The 19,221-nt window shown below is 69.2% G+C and carries 17 protein-coding genes and 1 tRNA gene; 7 read left to right on the forward strand and 11 right to left on the reverse strand.

The window, feature by feature from the left end; translation table 11 throughout:
• Positions 1-3 precede the first annotated feature (3 nt).
• The 9 genes from ACT3S2_RS09130 to argS form a co-directional block, all read right to left on the reverse strand.
• On the reverse strand, positions 4-837 hold the full coding sequence (locus ACT3S2_RS09130) for an L-threonylcarbamoyladenylate synthase (protein ID WP_444553577.1): 834 nt from the start codon (positions 835-837) through the stop codon (positions 4-6).
• Positions 821-1,726 carry a peptide chain release factor N(5)-glutamine methyltransferase gene (prmC, locus tag ACT3S2_RS09135; protein WP_444553578.1) on the reverse strand — a complete coding sequence of 302 codons (906 nt, stop codon included), beginning with the start codon at positions 1,724-1,726 and terminating at the stop codon, positions 821-823. Before prmC ends, ACT3S2_RS09130 begins: the two co-directional genes overlap by 17 nt.
• Before the next feature lie 7 nt (positions 1,727-1,733).
• Positions 1,734-2,816 carry a peptide chain release factor 1 gene (gene prfA / locus ACT3S2_RS09140; protein WP_444553579.1) on the reverse strand — a complete coding sequence of 361 codons (1,083 nt, stop codon included), beginning with the start codon at positions 2,814-2,816 and terminating at the stop codon, positions 1,734-1,736.
• A 151-nt stretch (positions 2,817-2,967) separates the two neighbouring features.
• Entirely contained in the window at positions 2,968-5,124 is a 2,157-nt protein-coding gene (gene rho, locus ACT3S2_RS09145; RefSeq protein ID WP_444553580.1) for a transcription termination factor Rho, read from the reverse strand.
• A 315-nt stretch (positions 5,125-5,439) separates the two neighbouring features.
• Positions 5,440-6,456, reverse strand: coding sequence for a homoserine kinase (gene thrB, locus ACT3S2_RS09150; protein ID WP_444553581.1), 1,017 nt, complete (start codon positions 6,454-6,456; stop codon positions 5,440-5,442).
• Between the two features lie 3 nt (positions 6,457-6,459).
• Positions 6,460-7,560: a threonine synthase gene (gene thrC / locus ACT3S2_RS09155; RefSeq protein WP_444561567.1), complete on the reverse strand. Its 1,101-nt coding sequence runs from the start codon at positions 7,558-7,560 to the stop codon at positions 6,460-6,462.
• A complete protein-coding gene (locus tag ACT3S2_RS09160; protein WP_444553583.1) occupies positions 7,561-8,868 on the reverse strand; it encodes a homoserine dehydrogenase in 1,308 nt (435 codons plus the stop codon).
• A gap of 7 nt (positions 8,869-8,875) precedes the next feature.
• On the reverse strand, positions 8,876-10,294 hold the full coding sequence (gene lysA / locus ACT3S2_RS09165; RefSeq protein ID WP_444553584.1) for a diaminopimelate decarboxylase: 1,419 nt from the start codon (positions 10,292-10,294) through the stop codon (positions 8,876-8,878).
• A 2-nt stretch (positions 10,295-10,296) separates the two neighbouring features.
• Positions 10,297-11,940, reverse strand: a complete 1,644-nt coding sequence (gene argS / locus ACT3S2_RS09170; RefSeq protein ID WP_444553585.1) for an arginine--tRNA ligase — start codon at positions 11,938-11,940, stop codon at positions 10,297-10,299.
• A gap of 116 nt (positions 11,941-12,056) precedes the next feature.
• On the opposite strand from argS, the gene ACT3S2_RS09175 reads away from it, so the two are divergent.
• From ACT3S2_RS09175 to ACT3S2_RS09205, 7 genes are all read left to right on the forward strand, one after another.
• A complete protein-coding gene (locus ACT3S2_RS09175; RefSeq protein WP_444553586.1) occupies positions 12,057-12,827 on the forward strand; it encodes a DUF4129 domain-containing protein in 771 nt (256 codons plus the stop codon).
• A complete protein-coding gene (locus ACT3S2_RS09180; protein WP_444553587.1) occupies positions 12,824-13,321 on the forward strand; it encodes a hypothetical protein in 498 nt (165 codons plus the stop codon). Before ACT3S2_RS09175 ends, ACT3S2_RS09180 begins: the two co-directional genes overlap by 4 nt.
• Entirely contained in the window at positions 13,318-14,322 is a 1,005-nt protein-coding gene (locus ACT3S2_RS09185; RefSeq protein ID WP_444553588.1) for an AAA family ATPase, read from the forward strand. The genes ACT3S2_RS09180 and ACT3S2_RS09185 overlap by 4 nt, the downstream gene beginning before the upstream one ends.
• Positions 14,323-14,435: 113 nt before the next feature.
• Complete coding sequence (locus ACT3S2_RS09190; RefSeq protein ID WP_444553589.1) at positions 14,436-15,704, forward strand: DUF58 domain-containing protein; 1,269 nt, start codon at positions 14,436-14,438, stop codon at positions 15,702-15,704.
• Positions 15,701-16,300 carry a hypothetical protein gene (locus ACT3S2_RS09195; protein WP_444553590.1) on the forward strand — a complete coding sequence of 200 codons (600 nt, stop codon included), beginning with the start codon at positions 15,701-15,703 and terminating at the stop codon, positions 16,298-16,300. Before ACT3S2_RS09190 ends, ACT3S2_RS09195 begins: the two co-directional genes overlap by 4 nt.
• An 86-nt stretch (positions 16,301-16,386) precedes the next feature.
• Positions 16,387-16,459, forward strand: a tRNA-Arg gene (locus ACT3S2_RS09200).
• A gap of 217 nt (positions 16,460-16,676) precedes the next feature.
• Positions 16,677-17,483, forward strand: coding sequence for a hypothetical protein (locus tag ACT3S2_RS09205; protein ID WP_444553591.1), 807 nt, complete (start codon positions 16,677-16,679; stop codon positions 17,481-17,483).
• Between the two features lie 100 nt (positions 17,484-17,583).
• Here ACT3S2_RS09205 and ACT3S2_RS09210 read toward each other — a convergent pair whose 3' ends face one another.
• Both ACT3S2_RS09210 and ACT3S2_RS09215 read right to left on the reverse strand, forming a co-directional pair.
• Positions 17,584-18,039 (reverse strand): universal stress protein, encoded by a 456-nt coding sequence (locus ACT3S2_RS09210; protein WP_444553592.1) that lies wholly within the window; start codon positions 18,037-18,039, stop codon positions 17,584-17,586.
• Positions 18,040-18,267: 228 nt separating this feature from the next.
• Positions 18,268-19,158: a LysR family transcriptional regulator gene (locus ACT3S2_RS09215; protein WP_444553593.1), complete on the reverse strand. Its 891-nt coding sequence runs from the start codon at positions 19,156-19,158 to the stop codon at positions 18,268-18,270.
• Positions 19,159-19,221: the final 63 nt, after the last annotated feature.

Here is a 19,221-nt window from a genome sequence, read left to right on the forward strand (position 1 = left end):
GTCCTAGCTGGTGGTCGGCGGCGGGCCGTCGGCCTGGACGTCGGAAACACCAGGGTCGGCCGGGGCCGATTCCGGCGTCCCGGAGGCCTCGGCGTCGTCGTCGTCCTTCAGTTCTACACCAGAACCTTCGGGTTCGGCTTGAGGGTTGGCCGCGTCGGGCATGGCCTCGTCGATACCGAGCAGCGACGGGACGCGTTCGCGTAGTTCCTCCAGGCCCAGGGCGCCCTGGCGCACCACGCGCAGGACCTCGCCGGTGCAGTCGACGATGGTCGAGGGCAGGGCAGAGGCCTCCGCGTCCTCCAGCGGCTCGGGACGTGGCCCGCCGTCGAGGTAGACGGCGACCGATTCGGCCAGCATCTGCTCGGCTTCGGCCGCCGTCGTCGCGGCCGGCTGGCCGGAACGGTTGGCGCTGGAAACCGCCAACGGGCCGGTCTCCTTGAGCAGATCCCGGGCGATCCGGTCATCGGGGATGCGCAAGGCCACGGTGCCCCGGGTGTCGCCCAGATCCCAGGACAAGCTCGGCTGGCTGCGCAGGATCAACGTCAGGGCGCCGGGCCAGAAGAAATTCGCCAGCAGCCGGGCATCGTCGGGGATCTCGGCAGCGAGCCCGTCCATGGTCCCCACCCGGGCGATGAGCACCGGTGGCGGCATGTTCCGTCCCCGGCCCTTGGCGGCCAGCAGGGTGGCCACCGCCTGGGCGGAGAAGGCGTCGGCGGCGATCCCGTAGACGGTGTCCGTGGGCATCACGACGCACTGTTTGGCCGTAATGGCCTCCTGGGCGGCGGCGATGGCCTCGGAGCGGGTGGGTTCGGTGGTGCAGTCAAAGCGTTCGGTCACGGGGTCCATTCTTCCATGTCGATCCGGCGGGGACGGCGGTTTCGGCCAGGTAGGCGGCGGTCACCCGGTCGGCGTCGTTGAGGTCGCGGTGGCCGTGGATCCCCTGCCACCGACCACTTTCGGCGAAGAGTCCTTGCATCGGTCCGGCCTGGACCTCCGCGTGTTCCAGGGCCAGATAGCCTCCGGGGGCCAGCAGGCGGACCCCGGCGGCGATGACCGCGCGCGGCAGATCCAGTCCGTCGGGCCCTCCCCCGTAGAGCGCCAGCTCCGGATCGTGGTCGCGGACTTCAGGGTCCCGCGGGATGGCGCCGGGAGGGATGTAGGGGGGATTGGACACCACCAGGTCGAAGGTCCCGTGGTGCCGGGCCAAAGCGGTGCGCAGGTCCTCGGCGACCAACGTGACGCCGTGGGGGGCGGTGTTGCGCAGCGCCCACGGGTAGGCCTGCTCGCTGATTTCGACCGCGAAGACCTCCGCGCCGGGAACCTCGCTGGCCACCGCGGCGGCGATGGCCCCGGAACCGGTCCCCAGATCCACGACCCGTACGCCGCCCTGCCCGGCCAGGACCTCCCGGGCCCGGTCGATCGCCAGTTGGGCCAGCAGTTCCGTTTCCGGACGCGGGATGAACACCCCGGGTCCGACGGCCAGCTCCAGATGACGGAAATAGGCCACCCCGGTCAGATGCTGCAGCGGGATCCGTTGGGCCCTGCGGGCCACCAGCTCCTGGAATCCCTCGGGGGCCGGGGCCCCCGCCAGGGCCAGGGCCAGGACGCGGCCCCGGGAGACGGACAGCAGATGCGCGGCCAGCAGTTCCGCGTCGGCGCGCGGGGAGGAGACCCCGGCCTCGCGCAGTTCTCCCACCGCCGTGCGCAGTGCCTGCTCCAGTTCCACCGCGGGCCTACTTCTGGTCGTCGCCGATGGCGTCCAGGCGGTCCTGTTCGTCCATTTCGATGCAGGAGTTGATCAGCGGGTCCAGTTCCCCGTTCATCACGTGGTCCAGGTTGTAGGCCTTATATCCGGTGCGGTGGTCGGCGATCCGGTTTTCCGGGTAGTTGTAGGTGCGGATGCGCTCGGACCGGTCCATGGTGCGCACCTGGGACTTGCGGACCTCGGAGTTCTCCGCGTCGATCTGCTCCTGCTGATGGGCCAGCAGCCTGGACCGCAGCACGCGCATGGCCGCTTCACGGTTCTGGATCTGGGACTTCTCGTTCTGCATGGCCACCACGATCCCGGTGGGCAGGTGCGTCAGGCGCACTGCCGAGTCGGTGGTGTTCACGCTCTGGCCGCCGGGGCCCGAGGACCGGTACACGTCGACCTTCAGGTCGTTGGGGTGCAGATCCACCTCCTCCGGCTCGTCGACCTCGGGCAGCACCAGCACGCCCGCGGCCGAGGTGTGGATCCGCCCCTGGGATTCGGTGACCGGCACCCGTTGCACGCGGTGCACCCCGCCCTCGAACTTCAGGTGGGCGTAGACGCCTTCAGCAGGATCGTTGGACTTTCCCTTGATGGCCATCTGGGCGTCCTTATAGCCACCGAGATCCGATTCGTTGGAGGAGATCAGTTCGGTCTTCCACCCCCGGTGCTCCGCATAGCGGGTGTACATGCGCAGCAGGTCCGCGGCGAACAGTGCCGCCTCGTCGCCGCCTTCACCACCCTTGACCTCCAGGATCACATCACGGGAGTCGTTGGGGTCCCGCGGGATCAGCAGACGGCGCAGCTTCTCCTCCGCGGCCGGCAGTTCGGCCTCCAGGCTGGCGACCTCTTCGGCGAACTCTGCGTCCTCCTCGGCCATCTCCCGGGCCGCTTCCAGGTCCTCGGTGATCTGGACGTAGCGCTTATGCGCCTCGACGATCCCGTTGAGCTGGGCACTGCGGCGTCCGAGCTTCCGGGCCACCGCCTGGTCCTGGTAGACGGCGGGGTCGCTGAGCCTGGCCTGCAGTTCGGCGTGCTCGTCGAGCAGGCCCTGGATGGACTCGAACATGGCTGTACTTCTTTCTCGGCACCACGGGTGGTTGCGGTTTCCACGCGGATACCAGTCTAGGGACGAACGGGCCGTCTCCCGGCCTTAACGCATAACGCCCGGCCCGGTCCACGCCTTCAGGGGCGGGACCGGATCCGGGCGGTACGGGTAGCTAGGAGTCGGACTTGGACCCGAGGGTCGTCTTGGACACCAGCATCAGGAATTCCGCGTTGGACTGCGTTTCGCGGATCTTGGAGGTGAGGACCTCCAACGCCTGCTGCGTCTCCAGCCCGGAGAGCACCCGGCGCAGACGCCACATGATCTTGATCTCTTCGGGAGAAAGCAGGTTCTCTTCGCGGCGGGTGCTGGATTCGCGCACATCCACTGCCGGGAAGATCCGCTTGTCCGCCAACTGGCGGGACAGGCGCAACTCCATGTTGCCGGTGCCCTTGAACTCCTCGAAGATGACCTCGTCCATCTTGGAGCCGGTCTCCACCAGTGCGGTGGCCAGGATGGTCAGCGAGCCACCGTTCTCGATGTTGCGGGCGGCACCGAAGAAGCGCTTCGGCGGGTACAGGGCCGCCGAGTCGACACCACCGGAAAGGATCCGGCCCGAGGCCGGGGCGCTGAGGTTGTAGGCACGGCCCAGACGGGTCATCGAGTCCAGCAGGACCACGACGTCCATGCCCATTTCCACCAGGCGCTTGGCCCGTTCGATGGCCAGTTCCGCGACCGTGGTGTGGTCGTCGGCGGGACGGTCGAAGGTCGAGGCAACGACCTCGCCCTTGACCGTGCGCTGCATGTCGGTGACTTCTTCGGGACGCTCGTCCACGAGCACCATCATGAGGTGGACCTCGGGGTTGTTCACCGTGATCGCGTTGGCGATGGACTGCAGGATCAGGGTCTTGCCGGCCTTCGGCGGCGAGACGATCAGGCCACGCTGGCCCTTGCCGATCGGGGCGACCAGGTCGATGACGCGCGGTCCGACGAGCTTGGCGTCGGTTTCCATGCGCAGACGCTCGGAGGGGTAGAGCGGGACGAGCTTGTTGAACTCGACACGGTCCTTGTTCTCCTCGACCGGCTTGCCGTTCACGTTCGTCAGCTTCACCAGGGCATTGAACTTCGCCCGCTGGTTGCCCGAGTTGTTGTTCTCGCCATCGCGGGGGGCCCGGATGGCTCCGACGACCGCGTCGCCCTTGCGCAGGTTGTGGCGCTTGACCTGGTTCAGCGAGACGTAGACGTCGCTGGGCCCGGGCAGGTAGCCGGAGGTGCGCACGAAGGCGTAGTTCTCCAGCACGTCCAGGATCCCGGCCACCGGCAGCAGGACATCGTCCTCGGTGACCTCGGTGTCGTCCACCTCGGGCTGGTTGCGGTTGCGTCCGCGACGGTTGTTCCGGTCGTTCCGGTCGTTGCGGTCGTTGCGATTGCGGTTCCGGTCGCGGCGGTTGTTGCGTCCACCGCGGTCGTTGGAATCGTTGTCGCGACGGTGGTCGTTGTCCCGCTGGTTGTCCCGGCGGTTGTTCTCCCGCTGGTTGTCACGCTGGTTGCTGTGGTCGCGCTGGTTGTCCTGCTGGTTGTCCCGGCGGTTGCCGTGATCGCGCTGATTGTCCTGCTGGTCGTTGCGACCCGAGTCGTTCTGCTGGCCCTTCTGGCCCTCGTCGCGGTTTCCATCGCGGGAGTCATGGGAGTTGCCGGACTCGTTGTTGTCGCGGCGGTTACGCGAACGACGGTTGCGCGAACGGTCGTTGCCCCGGTCCTGGCGGTCGTCGTTGCCGCCGGAGGACTGGGCGCCCTCCTGCTGCTGGCCACCGTCCTGGCTTGAACCGGAGTTGGCGTCGTTGCCCTCGGTGGTCTCGGAGGTACGGCGCGCACCACGGCTGCGGCGCTGGTTGGAGCCGGAATCGTTGGAGGTCTCGGCCTCGGCGTCGGGAGCGGAGGCGACCTGCTTCGAGTCGGTCGACTCGGTAGCGGTGCTCTGCCCATCGCTGCTGGCTCGACGGCTGCGGCCACGGCCACGGGCCGGGCGATCCTCGGACTCGGACTGCGGGGCGGCCTCGGCCGGCGCCTTCTCGGCGGTCTTCGCCTTCTGGGCGGGGGCCTGTGTTGCTGCGGCCTTGGCTGGCTTGTCGCGGTCGGCGACGGAGCCGCCACGCTGGTGGTTCGAGATGGCGGTGACGAGATCACCCTTGCGCATCCGCGATCCGCCGGTGATCCCCAGTTGTGACGCCAGTGCCTGGAGCTGGGCGAGCTTGAGCCCGGCCAGTCCTGCGCTCTGTGGTGCCGTCGACGTTTCTTCCACGCCTGCGGTCAGGCTGGTGGTATCGGTCACGAAGGTTCCTTCCCCCTCGTCGGGCGGATCATATCGGAACGATCCGCTGGGTTGTCTTCCGGTACTCCGCTTCAGATGCGGGCCGGCTGCCGGGCATATCGGCAAACGCCGATGCTGCCCTGAAGCATTCATCCTGTGTGGTGGCCGCCGGTTCCCCGGCAATCGGGGCACGGCCAGCATGAAAGCCGCACGCGGTCTGCTTCGGGTCGACACAGGGGAACCAAATAAGTGGAGTTCGCGAAGTGCACGATCCGTGCGTTCCCCGATCCCGATGGTGACCAAACGTCTCCGTCGCGAATACCGGGGGTATTACCGCTAGTGCGACTCCACTCTAACACCCGTGAGGTCTATCCCGGGCATCAGGACACGCCACGTCACCGCGGCGGCCCTCGATCCGGGATCCCGGGTGACGGTCGGCGCGGCGGCGATGAGTTCGGCGACGGCATCGGCTTCCCGGGCCGAGACGGCCAGGATGAGCACCGTGGGCCCGGCGCCGGAAACCACTGCCGCATGCCCCGCGGACCGCAGCCGGGAGATCAGTTCGGCCGAGGCGGGCATCGCCGGGGCCCGCTGGTCCTGGTGGAGCCGGTCCTCGGTGGCCGCCAGCAGCAGCTCCGGGTGCCCGGCCAGGGCATGGACCAGCAGACCCACATGGGCTCCATTGGCCGCGGCCACCGCGTGCGGCACGGTGTCCGGCAGCAGCGAGCGGGCCGTCCGGGTGGAGAGTTCGGTATCGGGGATCGCCACCACCGGCACGATCGACGGGTCCAGCTCCAGTGCCGTGCTGCGGGCCCCGTGTTCGTCCTGCAGCGACAGCGTCAGGGCCCCCTCGACGGCCGGGGCGACGTTATCGGGGTGGCCCTCCAACCGGGCTGCGGCCGCGAACAGTGGTTCGCGGCCGGTCACCTCGCGGCGCAGGGCCTCGGGCAGCAGGGCGTCGGCGGCAGCCAGCCCCGAGACGATCGCCGCCGCCGAGGAACCCAGCCCCCGTCCGTGCGGGATCACATTATGGGCGTGCAGCCGCAGTCCGGCAGGTCCGGCCCCGGCGTCGGCCCACCGGGCAAGGATGGTGCGGGCGACCAGATGGTGGGCATCGGTGGGCAGGCAGCCGGCACCCTCCCCCTCGACCTCGACCTTGACCCCGGTTTCCGCCGTCGTGGTCACCGTCAACGTGTCGCGCAGACCCAATGCCAGCCCGAGGCAGTCATAGCCGGGACCCAGGTTGGCGGTGGTCCCGGGCACCGACACCGTCACCCGTTGGCCGGGGGCCACGACCGGGCCGTGGACCCTGGCCTGGGGGACGGGGATGCCCGCGGGATTCGTGCGGCCCATGCTTCAGGCCAGGCCGAGGGCGTCGGCCACTGCCACGACGTCGAAGTCCACCTTGGTGGGGGCGACGTCGGATCCGTCCGCGTTGCGCAAGGCCCATTGCGGGTCCTTGAGCCCGTGGCCGGTGACCGTGATGACGATCTTCCTACCGGCCGGGACGTCCCCGGCGGCATGGTGCTTGAGCAGTCCGGCGACCCCCGCAGCGGATGCCGGTTCCACGAACACCCCTTCCTTGGCCGAAAGCCAGCGGTGGGCCTCGAGGATCTCCTCGTCGCTGACGGCGTCGATCATGCCGCCGGATTCATCACGGGCGGCTTCGGCCTGGGCCCAGGAGGCAGGGTTGCCGATCCGGATGGCGGTGGCGATCGTATCGGGTTCGGTGATCGGGTGGCCGGCGACGATCGGTGCCGAGCCGGCGGCCTGGAACCCCCACATGATCGGGCGTTTGGTGGCCACGGGGGCCAGCTGGCCGGCACTGGCGGATTCGTAGGGCTCGGAATACTCCTGGTAGCCCTTCCAGTAGGCGGTGATGTTCCCCGCATTGCCCACCGGCAACAGGTGGTAGTCCGGGGCGTCCCCCAGGAAATCCACGATCTCGAAGGCCCCGGTCTTCTGGCCTTCGATCCGGGCCGGGTTCACCGAGTTCACCAGGAAGACCGGGTAGTTCTCGCTCAGCTTCCGGGCCACCTCCAGGCAGTTGTCGAAGTTGCCGTTGACCTGCAGCAGTTCGGCACCGTGGGCGATGGCCTGGGAGAGCTTGCCCATGGCGATCTTGCCGTCGGGGACCAGCACGGCGCATTTGATGCCCGCCTGGGTGGCGTAGGCGGCGGCCGAGGCCGAGGTGTTGCCGGTGGAGGCGCAGACGACGGCCTCGGCGCCGGAGGCGATCGCCGCGGTGATGGCCATGGTCATGCCTCGGTCCTTGAAGGAGCCGGTGGGGTTCATCCCCTCGACCTTCAGGTACACCTCGGATCCGGTGAGTTCGGACAACGCCGGGGCGAAGACCAGCGGGGTGCCCCCCTCCCCCAGGGTGATGACCCGGGTGGAATCGTCCACGGGCAGTCGGGATGCGTATTCGCGGATGACTCCGCGCCACTGGTGGGCCACTTAGTTTCCTTCGACTCGGAGTACGGACGTCACGGCGGTGACGACGCTGAGTTCCTTGATGTCCGCCACGGTCGCGGCCAGGGCTGCTTCGCTGCCGCGGTGGGTGACGAAGCGCAGCGACGCCGAGCCGGGGGCATCCCCTTCGACGTCCTCGGGACTCTGGCGCATGGTTTCGATGGAGACCTTGTGGTCGGTGAAGATCTTCGCGATCTTGGCCAGGACGCCGGTCTTGTCGCTGACCTGCAGGCCGATGCTGTAGCTGGTGCGTACCGCTTCGATGGGCAGGGCCTTGATCTGGCCGACGGTGGCCTCGGTGCGTCCCGGACCGCCCAGGACGACGCGACGGGCCGCGGAGACGACATCACCGACGATGGCCGAGGCGGTGGGACGGCCGCCGGCCCCCTGGCCGTAGAACATCAGTTCCCCGGCATTGTCGGCCTCGACGAACACGGCATTGAAGGCCCCGTGCACCGCGGCCAGCGGGTGCACGCGCGGGATCAGCGTCGGGTGGACCCGGACGCCGACCCCTTCGGGGCCGCTGCCGTTGCCCAGGCGTTCGGCGATGGCCAGCAACTTGATGACCATTCCCTGTTCGCGGGCGGCGGCCACGTCCTCGGCGGTGACGGAGGTGATGCCTTCGCAGTCCACATCGTCCAGGTCGAAGGGCGCGTGGAAGGACAGAGTCGCCAGGATCGCCGCCTTCGAGGCGGCGTCGTGGCCTTCGATGTCCGCCGTCGGATCGGCTTCGGCGTAGCCGAGCTCCTTGGCCTTGGCCAGGGCGTCGTCGAAGGCCGCGCCGGAGGTGTCCATGGCGTCGAGGATGTAGTTGGTGGTGCCGTTGACGATGCCCATGACCTTGGTGATCCGGTCACCCGCCAAGGAATCGCGGATGGGCCGCAGGATCGGGATGGCCCCGGCCACGGCTGCCTCGTAGGAGAGTTGGACTCCGGCCTCGTTGGCCCGGGCCGAGAGCCCCGGCAGGTCCTTGGCCAGCAGCGCCTTGTTCCCGGTGACCACCGTGGCTCCGGCATCGATGGCCCGGCGGATCAGGGAGGCGGCCGGTTCCAGGCCGCCCATGAGCTCGATGACGATATCCGCGGAGTCCACCAGTGCCTCGGCATCGGTGGTGAACAGTCCGGCGGGCAGTTCCACATCGCGCGGTGCCCCGGTGTTGCGCACGGCGATGCCTGCCAGTTCCAGTCCCGCCCCGGTGCGCTCGGAGAGGACTTCGGCGTCGTCCAGCAGGATCCTGGCGACCTGCGCACCGACATTGCCGCAGCCGAGGAGGGCCACCTTGAGTTTCTTCACGTGTTACCTACGCTCCCATGTCACGGGCCAACAAATCGTCTTCGGTTTCCCTGCGGATGATGACGCGGGCGGCACCATCGCGGATGGCGATCACCGCGGGCCGGCCCAGATAGTTGTAGTTGCTGGCCAAAGCCCAGCAATACGCACCGGTTCCGGGGACCGCGAGGAGGTCGCCCGCCGCGACGTCGTCCGGCAGGTAAACATCCCGGACGACTATGTCACCACTTTCACAGTGTTTTCCAACCACCCGGGACATAATCGGTTCGGCCTCCGTCACACGCGAGGCGAGCACGGCACTGTAGTCCGCTTCGTAGAGCACCGGCCGGGCGTTGTCGCTCATCCCGCCGTCCACCGAAACATAGCGACGCGGCAGCGTACCGGCCCCGTCGTCGACCTGGACGGTCTTGCGGACCCCGGTCTCGTAGAGGGTGAAGGTGCTCGGGCCGGCAATGGCCCGTCCGGGTTCGATGGAGATCCGCGGGACCGCCAACCCCAGGGCGGCGGCTTCCTCGGCCACGACGGCGGCCATCGCCCGGGCCAGCTCGGCCGGATCACGGGGGGTGTCGGCCTCGGTGTAGGCGATGCCGTATCCGCCGCCCAGATCCAGTTCGGGCAGCTCCACCCCGTGCCGGTCCCGGATCGCGCCCAGGAAGCCGAGCATGGTGCGGGCGGCGATCTCAAAACCTTCGGCCTCGAAGATCTGCGAGCCGATATGGGCGTGGATGCCCAGCAGATTCACCTCCGGCGCCTCCAGGGCCACCGCCACGGCCGCCGCCGCCGGCGAACTGCCGGTCGCGTCGGGGACCAGGGACAGACCGAACTTCTGGTCCTCGTGGGCGGTGGCAATGAACTCGTGGGTGCTCGCATGGACCCCCGGGGTCAACCGGAGCATCACGTTGGCGGTGGCGCCCTTGCGGCCGGCGAGGGTGATGATGCGGTCGAGCTCATCCAGGCTGTCCACCACGATCCGGCCCAGCCCCAGGTCCAGGGCGGTGTCGATCTCGGTCGCCGATTTGTTGTTCCCGTGCAGCGACAGGTTCGCCGCCGGGACCCCGGCGCGTCGGGCCACCGCCAGTTCCCCGCCCGAGCAGGTGTCCAGACGCAGTCCCTCCTCGGTGATCCAGCGGGCCACCTCGATGCTCAGGAACGCCTTGCCGGCATAGTAGACGTCGACCCCGCCGCAGAGTTCGGCGAAGGCCGCGTCGAAGGCCTCACGGAAGCCGGCGGCCCGGGCCCGGAAGTCATCCTCGTCCAGCACGAACAAGGCGGTGCCGTATCGGCGGGCCAGCTCCGTCACGCGCAGTCCCTGAACCGCCAGTTCGCCGTCATCGGTGCGGGCCACTCCGGAGGCCCATTGGACGCGGTGCAGTGCGTTGATGTCAGTGGGGTAGCTCAACCAGTCGGGAGCCAGATTCGAGGCCGCCACGGCTACATCCTCTCCGGGGCCGAAACGCCCAACAGGTCCAGGCCGTTGGCCAGCACCTGGGTGGTGGCGTCGTTGAGCCACAGCCGGGTGCGGTTGACGTCCTCGACCGGTCCGTCGGCCAACGGGGTGATCCGGGCCGCCGCATACCAGCGGTGGTAGGCCCCGGCCAGGGATTCGAGGTAGCGGGCCACACGGTGCGGCTCCCGGTGTTCCGCGGCACCGACCAGGTGGTGCGGGAACTGCGCCAGCACGGCCAGCAGGTCGTTTTCGGTCTCGTGGGTCAGCAGCGCGGCGTTGAAGGCGCTGCGGTCCACCCCGGCGGCCGCGGCGTTGCGCGAGGCCGCCCGGGACCTGGCATGGGCGTATTGGACGTAGAACACCGGGTTGTCGTTGGACTTCTGCTGCAGCAGATCCAGGTCGATGTCGATGTTCGAGTCCGAGGAATAGCGGGTCAGCGCGTAGCGGGCCGCGTCCACCCCCACCGTGTCCACCAGGTCCTCGAGAGTGACCACGGTGCCGGCCCGTTTGGACATGCGCACGGGTTTGCCCTCGCGCATCAGGTTGACCATCTGGCCGATCATGACCTCGACGCAGTCCGGGTCGTGGCCCAGGGCCGCCGCGGCGGCCTTCAACCGGGCGACGTAGCCGTGGTGGTCGGCGCCGAGCATGTACACGTTCAGGTCGAAGCCCCGTGCCCGCTTGTCCTGGATATAGGCGATGTCCCCGGCGATGTAGGCGGCCTGGCCATCGGACTTGATGACGACCCGGTCCTTGTCGTCCCCGTGTTCGGTCGAGCGCAACCACCAGGCCCCGTCGGCGAAGTACAGGCTTCCGGAGGTCTTCAGCTGTTCCAGCAGCTTCTCGACCGAGCCATCGCGGTGCAGGGAATCCTCGTGGAAGAAGACATCGAAGTCGACGCCGAAGTCGTGAAGGGAGGACTTGATCTCCCCGAACATCATGTCCACGCCGATCGCCCGGAAGCGTTCCTGCGGATCGGCAGCCTGCAGGATCTCCGGCTCGATGGCGAGCACACGCGCGGTGATGTCATCGATGTACTGCCCCGCGTAGCCGTCCTCGGGGGTTGCTTCACCGCGGGCGTTGGCCAGCAGGGACCGGGCAAAGCGGTCGATCTGGGCGCCATGGTCGTTGAAGTAGTACTCACGGGTCACTTCGGCGCCCTGGTTCTGGAAGATTCGGGCCAGCGAGTCCCCGACCGCGGCCCACCGGGTCCCCCCGAGGTGGATCGGTCCCGTCGGGTTCGCCGACACGAATTCAAGGTTGATCCGTTGGCCCGCCAGGCTCGACCCGGCCCCGTACGCGGCCCCTGCCTCGACGATGGATTTGGCCAGCTCACCGGCGGCGGCCGCGTCGAGGGTGATGTTCAGAAATCCCGGTCCGGCGATGTCGACGGAGGCGACCCCGGGGATCGAGACCAGGCGTTCGCGCAGGGCGGCGGCGAATTCGCGCGGGTTCATGCCGGCCTTCTTGCCCAGCTGCAGGGCGATGTTGGTGGCCCAGTCCCCGTGCTCACGGCTCTTGGGTCGTTCCACCCGCACTTCTTCGGGCACGTCGACGGTGAATTCACCGGCAGCGACGGCTTCGCGCAGGCAGGCGGAAATGGCGAGGGAGAGTTCTTCAGGAGTCACCCCCCAAGGATAACGGCCCGGCAGGCCCGCTTCCGACTCGATGACCCCACTGCGCCCGGAGCGCTGCTGCTGGTAGATTCACCCACCAACAGGTCAGCGACGACCAGGGGAACGAAATGGGACGAACCACAAGGCGGATGCCGCGGCCCACCATGGCCTTCATGGTGGTCTTCCTCGGGGCCCTGCTGGTGGTCTTCGGGGCCTCGGCCCTGCCCACCCTGAGCCACGACAGCCCCCCGGGGATCCCCCAGCAGAACGGGGCGCTGAAGGGGGACGCACCCCCGAGCGCGGAACCGGAACTCGAGGGTCCCATCGAAGGGACCGTCGCCCCGCAGAACCGCCCGGACGAGCAGACCATCTCCACGATCGGCCAGACCATCGCCGCCACCCTGTTCGCCGCGACCCTCCTGCTCCTGGTCGTCCTGGTGCTCTCGCTGCGCCGCAAGGACCGGGCCGACGTGGACCCCGAAACCGCCCCCGCCGACCTCATCGCCCGCGAGGCCGCCTTGCGGGCCGAAGTGGCCCAGAGCCTCACCCACGCAGGGGCCTCGCTCGACGGGGCCACCGCGGGTCAGATCCATTCGCGCCTCATTGCCTCCTGGGTCGAGCTCGAACAGCTGGCTGCTTCGGCCGGGCAGGAACGCCGGGGATCCCAGACCCCCACCGAACACGCCGGGGCCATGTTGGCGGCTTTCGGGGTCTCCCGCGCCCCCTTGGCCCGGCTATTGGCCCTGTATGAGCGGGCCAGATACGACGCCGGTACCCCTGGTTGGGAACCCGACCTCGCCCAGGGCCGCCGCGCCGGCGCCGATTTCACCGTGCTGGCCGAGGAAGTCGCCGCGGCCGGGAAACGCCGACCATCCCGACCCGCCAGCGTGGACGCATGAAGCGGCCGGCTGCGGGCCAGCGCGGAAGGACGGTGTGGATCGGCCCGCTCTCCTTCGGCGTCATCGCTCTGGGCTTCTGCCTCTACACCCGCATCGATGCCGGCCATACCGCGGTGTTCACCGCGCTGGGTGTCTGTGTGGGCTATCTGTTCACCATCCTTCCGCTGCTGACGTTCTCCACCCGGATCCCGCTGGATCCCGGACGCCCGGCCAACGGCAACCAGGGCTTCCGTGCCCTGTCCTTCGCCCTGCTTTCCAAACGCCTCAGCAGGCATTCCCCGGCGGCCCGGGGCCTGGAGCACGCGGTGGGGACGGCGGTCCGGTTCGCCGGGGACCCCGAAGCCGTGGGCCCTGCCACCGTCGTGGCGCACCGTGAACTGCAGGCCGGCCGCGACCTCACGTCCCGGCAGGCCACCGCCGCCGCCCACGAAGTCGACCTCTGGTTCTCCCAGGCCCCCCCACTGTCCGCCCTCACGACGAAAGGCCGCTCATGAGCGATCCCGCATCAGGCCCCCAGCAGTTCGATGGCCCCGCCGCCGAAGAAACCACCGCGCGCATCGCCGCCGCGGGCACCGCGGTCCTGGAAGGGGTCGGGCGAGCGGTGATCGGCACCCGCGCCCCGTTGCGACTGGCCCTGGCCGCCGTCCTGGCCGGAGGCCACGTCCTGTTCGAGGACATGCCCGGACTGGGCAAGACGCTGGTGGCCCGGTCCCTGGCCCAGACACTCGGGCTGGGTTTCCGCAGGTTGCAGTGCACTCCCGACCTGCTGCCCTCGGACGTCACCGGCTCCTCGATCTTCGATCCCGTCGAGCGCAGTTTCGACTTCCAGCCCGGTCCCGTCTTCACCGGCCTGCTGCTGGCCGACGAGATCAACCGCACCTCCCCCAAGACCCAATCCGCCCTGCTGGAGGCCATGGCCGAGGGGCAGGTCTCCATCGAAGGCTCCACCCACCGTCTGCCCGTGCCCTTCCATGTCTTCGCCACGTCCAACCCGGTGGAATTCGAAGGCACCTATCCGCTGCCCGAGGCCCAGCTGGACCGCTTCCTGGTCCGGTTGGCCCTGGGGTATCCCACGGCGGGAGCCGAAGCCGACATCGTGGCGAAGCGGTTGGAACGTGGCCTGGTGGAACCGGTCCTGGAGGCGGTGCTCGACCCTCTTGCCCTGCGCACCCTGCAGGAGGACCTGGCCCGGGTTCCTGTCTCGGCGGATATCGTGGCCTACGCGGTGCGTCTGACCGCGGCCAGCCGAGGGTTGGACGAGGTCCAGGTCGGTGCCTCGCCGCGTGGCTCCCAGGCCCTGGTGCTGATGGCTCGGGCCATGGCGGCACTGGACGGGCGGGCCTATGTGGTTCCCGAGGACCTCAAGGAGGTGGCCGTCCCGGTCCTGGCCCACCGGCTGGTGCTTTCCCCGGCGGCCTGGGCCCGGGGAGCGGATCCCGTGGGGCTCATCGACGAAATCACCGGGTCCGTCGAGGTCCCGGCCACCGCACCGTGAGCCCCGGCTCCGGCTCCCAGCCGACGACGACCGAACCCCCCGTATCCCGGTTGGTGGACGCCCGCCGGCAACCTGCGGTGGCGGGTCCTGCCGCCAGATCCCCGCAATGGGGGGTGGCCGTACTACTGGCCCTGCTCTTCGGCGTCGGGGCCGCCATCGCCCGCCGCCCCGATGTCGCGGTCCTGGGGGCCCTCTTCGCCCTGATCGCCGTGTCGACCCCGCGCCGGTTCGGCAACCGGCATGTCCCGACGCTGGAGTTCGATCGGTCCGTCCACGCCCAGGTCACTGGCGGGACCCGACGGCGGATCCTGTTCCGCGACGCGGGCCCCGACCCCCGGACCGTCCCCGCCCTGATGGTGGTGCGGGCGGTGGCCCCGGGAGGAAGGGAATCGGCGCTGATCGCCACGACGGCGGAAACACCCGGCTTGGGGATCCGGGTCCCCCGGGGCGGACGACGTGATCTGTTGGCCTACCGGGTGTCCGCCTTCAGCCCCGATCTGGGCATCTGTCGCCACGAGTCGCAGACCGGCAAACTCACCGCCATGCTCCAGCCCTCCCCCGATCCGGTGCGGCGCCTGCCCACCCCCTCGGCGCTGCGGGCCCATGCAGGGAGCCACCACGCCAGGCTCCGTGGTGGGGGAACCGAATTACGGGACGTGGGGCCGCTCAGGCCCGGAGATGACCGCCGGCATATCGACTGGCGGGCCACGGCCCGCAACACGGAGGCCTCGGGCATGCCGCTGGTCCGCCGCTATCTGGCACCGGCCGATGCCGGGGTCACCCTGGCCATCGATGCCCGCGTTGATTTCCCGGCCCGGGTCGCCGCCTGGATCGACCCTTCGTTGGATGCCCTGCGCATGGTCACCAGCCTCCAGCTCACGCGCAGCGCCGCCGGTTCCCTGGCTGCGGCCTATCTGGCTCGCGGTGATCGGGTCGGGATGCTGGACGCCGTCGGATTCTCCTCCCCGGTCCGTCCCGCCGGTGGACACCGCCAGCTGGAACTGCTGCGTCGGCGATTCGCGGCGCTGGCGGTCTCCTCCAGCAGCATCCTCCCCAGCCGGCTCCCGACACCGGCGCCCGGGACACTGGTCTATTTCTTCTCCCCGCTGCTGGACCACGACGTCGCTTCCATCCCGGCACGCTGGGCCCGGGCCGGACACGTCGTCGCCGTGGTCGACACCCTGCCCGACCCCGATGCCACCGATCTCCCGTTTTCCGAAGCACAGGCCCTGACCCTGCTCATGGCCACCCGTGGCGCGGTGCGGGCCGAGCTGGCCGCCGAAGGCATCGAGGTGCTCCCGGCGACGGTCCTGCGTGAATCCGTGGAACGCTGGGGATTGGCCCGGTCACGCGCCAACTCCCTGCCCGGCGGTGGCCGATGAACGCGTTGTTGCGCCGGCCCCGCCCCGAGCGCCGGCCCGCGTCACTGGAACCGTTGGCCCTGGGGACGTACCCGGCCTCGCTGCTGGCCCTCATTGCGGCCGGACTGCTCCTGGCCGGCTGCCTGCCCGCCGCGGTGCTCAATGCCCAGGGGCGGGACCCGGTGTCACTGGGCTCCGGGGTGGCCGTCGCGGTGGCCGTCGCGGCGTTGATCCTGCGCTGGCCCCAGCACGTCACGGCCCTGATCGCCTTGCTGCTGTTGGGGGCCGCCTATCTGCAGGTCAGCACGGTGGGTTGGTGGACGTTGCCGTTGTATGTGCTGGCCGCCCATGGCATCTACGTGCTGCTGGCCCTGTCCGCACTGGCTCCCCGCTCGGCCCGCTTCACCCGGCAGGCGCTCCTCGAAGCAGCTCGGGCCGCGGCGGCGCCGCAGCTGGCCGCCCAACTACTCAGCCTCGTCGTACTCCTGCTCTCCTGGTGGGCCGCCCCGGCCGCCGGAACCCTGGGAGCCGTCGCCGGCATCGTCTCGGCCGGGATCCTGATGGCCGGCGCCTGGACGGCGTCGCGGGTGGCCCGGCGCCCGGAGAATCCTAACTAGGCCCTCCGGACGCTCCGGGTTGCACGGGGGGCTCCGGTTCCTGCTAAGCTCTTTGAGGTTCCCCGCCGCGCAGCAATCTGCGGCACGCCCTCGTAGCTCAGGGGATAGAGCGTCTGCCTCCGGAGCAGAAGGTCGAAGGTTCGAATCCTTTCGAGGGCACATTCATCTGGGCACCCAAGATCAGGTCCCCGGCTTCGGCCGGGGACCTTTTTCGTGTCGGAACTTTGCGCCATGCTCCGGGGACGTGTTTCGCCCCGTTGTCATCCATCGGATAGGTTAATCCAAGCGGCACGGATTCCGTTGCCCATCGATCTGGGGGCCGATCACGATTTCAAGGCTTCTTCCCATCACTTGCACCCATCCGACGGAGGAGCACATGTCCAGGAAACCGCTTTATCTCACCCTCCCGCTGGCCGCCGCCCTGGCCCTGTCCGGCTGCTCCGCTTCGGGCTCCGCCTCGGAGGACTCCCCCGCGGCCGCCTCGCCCTCGTCCAGTGCCGCCGAGGCCTCGTCGTCCGCCCGCACCGTCGACGCAGGATCCTCCACGGCACCGGCCTCGCCGGAGGCCAGCTCCAGGGCCGGGAACAATGCAGCCCTTTCCGATGCCCAACTCAAGAAGGCGGTGACCGCCTACTTCGACGGGAAGACCGGCGTGCAGATCATGTCGGGCGAAACGCTGCGCGCCCAGGCCGGGGCGGCCGGAGCCATGGTTGAGGGGATGAAGATCTCTCCCGAGAAGTGCAACTCCGCCCAGGGAATCGACATCGAAGAGGAATTGAAGAAGAACAACATCGCGGTCGGCACCTACCCCAATCCCGACAACCCGATGCAGACCTTCACCCTCACCGTCATGTCCGCCGGTGACCCGGCTCAGACCCAAGCCAAGTTCGACGAGGGGGTCGACGCGCTGGATGACTGCAAGAACATGGACGTCGAGGTCATGGGCATCAAGACCACGATGAAGATGCAGGAGGCCACGGTGAAGACGGACGCCCCGTCGGCCCTGGCCCTCCAGACCGTCACCACCGTCCAGGACACCAAGATCCCCGGAACCAATGTCTCGTTGCTCGACGACGGGATCCAGGTACAGCTCCAGATCCAGGGCGAGGAGTCCGATCAGGAGTCCCTGCAGCACATCGCCGATGAGGCCCAGCGGGTCCTCGACACCCTGAAATCGGCCTGATCAACGCCGCAGGACGACGCCGTCCGCTCCCCTGATGCTGCGGGCCTCGGAACGATTCCGTGGCCCGCTGCCAGGCCTCCGCCAGCCGGGGTCGCGCGGCCTATTTCTTCTTCGCTTTCCCCTTGCTCCTGCCCTCCGGGTTCGGGACGACGACGAAGGGGCATTTGGAATGGGCGACGCAGTGCTGGCTCACGGACCCCAGCAGCATCCCGGCGAAGGCACCGTGCCCCCGCGTGCCCAGGACCAGCAGCTGCGCCGATCCCGAGGCCGCGACGAGCACTTCCGCCGGGGGCCCGTGTTCGATCCGCTGGATCACCCCGGCGTCACCGCCGACGGTCTCCTGCACGGTTTCATCCAGCATCTTCCGCGCATTCTCCTTGACCTCCGCGCGGCTTTCGGCATACGGGGGCATGTAGCCGAAGGAATAGGGGACGGACCAGACCGCGACCGCCTCGACGGGGGCTTCGTAGCGCCGACCGTATTCGACCGCCCATTCCAAGGCGATCCTGGAGTCCTCGGATCCGTCGACCCCCACCACCACTGGATTCGTTGCCATGCGTTGCTCACCTCTTCCGGTACGCCGCGAAGCGCACCTTTGACGAACAAGCCCGCACCGGACTGCCTTGTCGGCGGCGCCCAATTCAGGTCGCCACGCGAGCGGGTCGGTGACCCCAAAGCGGAGCAGGCCAGGGAGTCCGGGGCCCGCCAACCTGGCCGGACGACACCGTCCACCCGTGCTCACCGTAGCAGGACGGACTCCGGGGCCGGGAAGCCCCGCAGGCCTTTAGGCGGCGGCGATCGCCACGAGTTCCGCGATCGGGCCGGCCAAACGCTGCGGCCCCATCCACACGGCGGTCAGGGGGCGCTTGGGCGTCTCTCCTTCGAGGGGAACCCGCAGCAGCGAGCCGGAAGCCAACTGCTCACGGAGCGCGAGTTCGCTGAGTGCCGCCGGCCCCGCACCGGAGGCCACGGCCAGGCGCACGGCGGCATTGCTGTGCAGCACCTGCGCCGGCTCCGCTGCCGCCCGACCGGCCAGGAGCTGCTCCAGCGCCTCCCTGGTCCCCGAACCGCGCTCACGCACCACCAGCGGCGTCCGGGCCAGCTCCTGCAATCCCAGGACGCCGTGCCGCTCCGCCCACGGATGCTCGGGACCCACCACGACGGCCAACTCGTCCTCCTGGACCACCGCGGCACTGATCCCCACCGGCAGATGAGGGGTCTCCACGAACCCCAGTTGCAGCGTCCCGCCTTGGACCTTGGAGATCACCTGGGCCGAATTCAGGACCTGGAGCTGTACTCGTACCTCGGGCAGCTGACGGCGCAATTCGGCCAACCAGGCCGGCAACAGGTTCTCCGCCACGGTCTGGCTGGCCCCGACCCGCAATTCGACCGGTCCGGCGGCCTTCCGGGCCCCCAGCACGCCCATGAAATGCCGGGACTGCTCCAGCAGCGTCCGGGAGGCTTCGGCCAATTCCACCCCACGGGCGGTGGGAACCGAGCCCCGGGGACCGCGCTGCAGCAGCGGGGCCCCGGCCGTGGCCTCGAGCCGGGAGACCAACCGGCTGGCATTGGACTGCGCCATGCCCATGCTGCGCGCCCCGGCACCGACGCTGCCTTCATCCACCACGGCGACCAGGAGTTCGAGTGCATGCAGATCCGGCCAGTTCAAACCCATGCGCCCATGATATGACCCCATGCCGAACCGATGGCTACCGCCGGTGGGCGCGGCGTGAAAACC

The sequence above is a fragment of the Arthrobacter sp. AOP36-A1-22 genome (assembly GCF_052377615.1).
Lineage (GTDB): Bacteria > Actinomycetota > Actinomycetes > Actinomycetales > Micrococcaceae > Arthrobacter_H.

Coding starts and splice junctions, on each gene's coding strand:
- prfA (WP_444553579.1), bottom strand. CDS start 2,816: ATGTTCGAGTCCATCCAGGGCCTGCTCGACGAGCACGCCGAACTGCAG.
- thrB (WP_444553581.1), bottom strand. CDS start 6,456: ATGGGCCGCACGAATCCCGCGGGCATCCCCGTCCCCCAGGCCAGGGTC.
- ACT3S2_RS09175 (WP_444553586.1), top strand. CDS start 12,057: ATGGGACGAACCACAAGGCGGATGCCGCGGCCCACCATGGCCTTCATG.
- ACT3S2_RS09180 (WP_444553587.1), top strand. CDS start 12,824: ATGAAGCGGCCGGCTGCGGGCCAGCGCGGAAGGACGGTGTGGATCGGC.
- ACT3S2_RS09185 (WP_444553588.1), top strand. CDS start 13,318: ATGAGCGATCCCGCATCAGGCCCCCAGCAGTTCGATGGCCCCGCCGCC.
- ACT3S2_RS09195 (WP_444553590.1), top strand. CDS start 15,701: ATGAACGCGTTGTTGCGCCGGCCCCGCCCCGAGCGCCGGCCCGCGTCA.
- ACT3S2_RS09205 (WP_444553591.1), top strand. CDS start 16,677: ATGTCCAGGAAACCGCTTTATCTCACCCTCCCGCTGGCCGCCGCCCTG.
- ACT3S2_RS09210 (WP_444553592.1), bottom strand. CDS start 18,039: ATGGCAACGAATCCAGTGGTGGTGGGGGTCGACGGATCCGAGGACTCC.
- ACT3S2_RS09215 (WP_444553593.1), bottom strand. CDS start 19,158: ATGGGTTTGAACTGGCCGGATCTGCATGCACTCGAACTCCTGGTCGCC.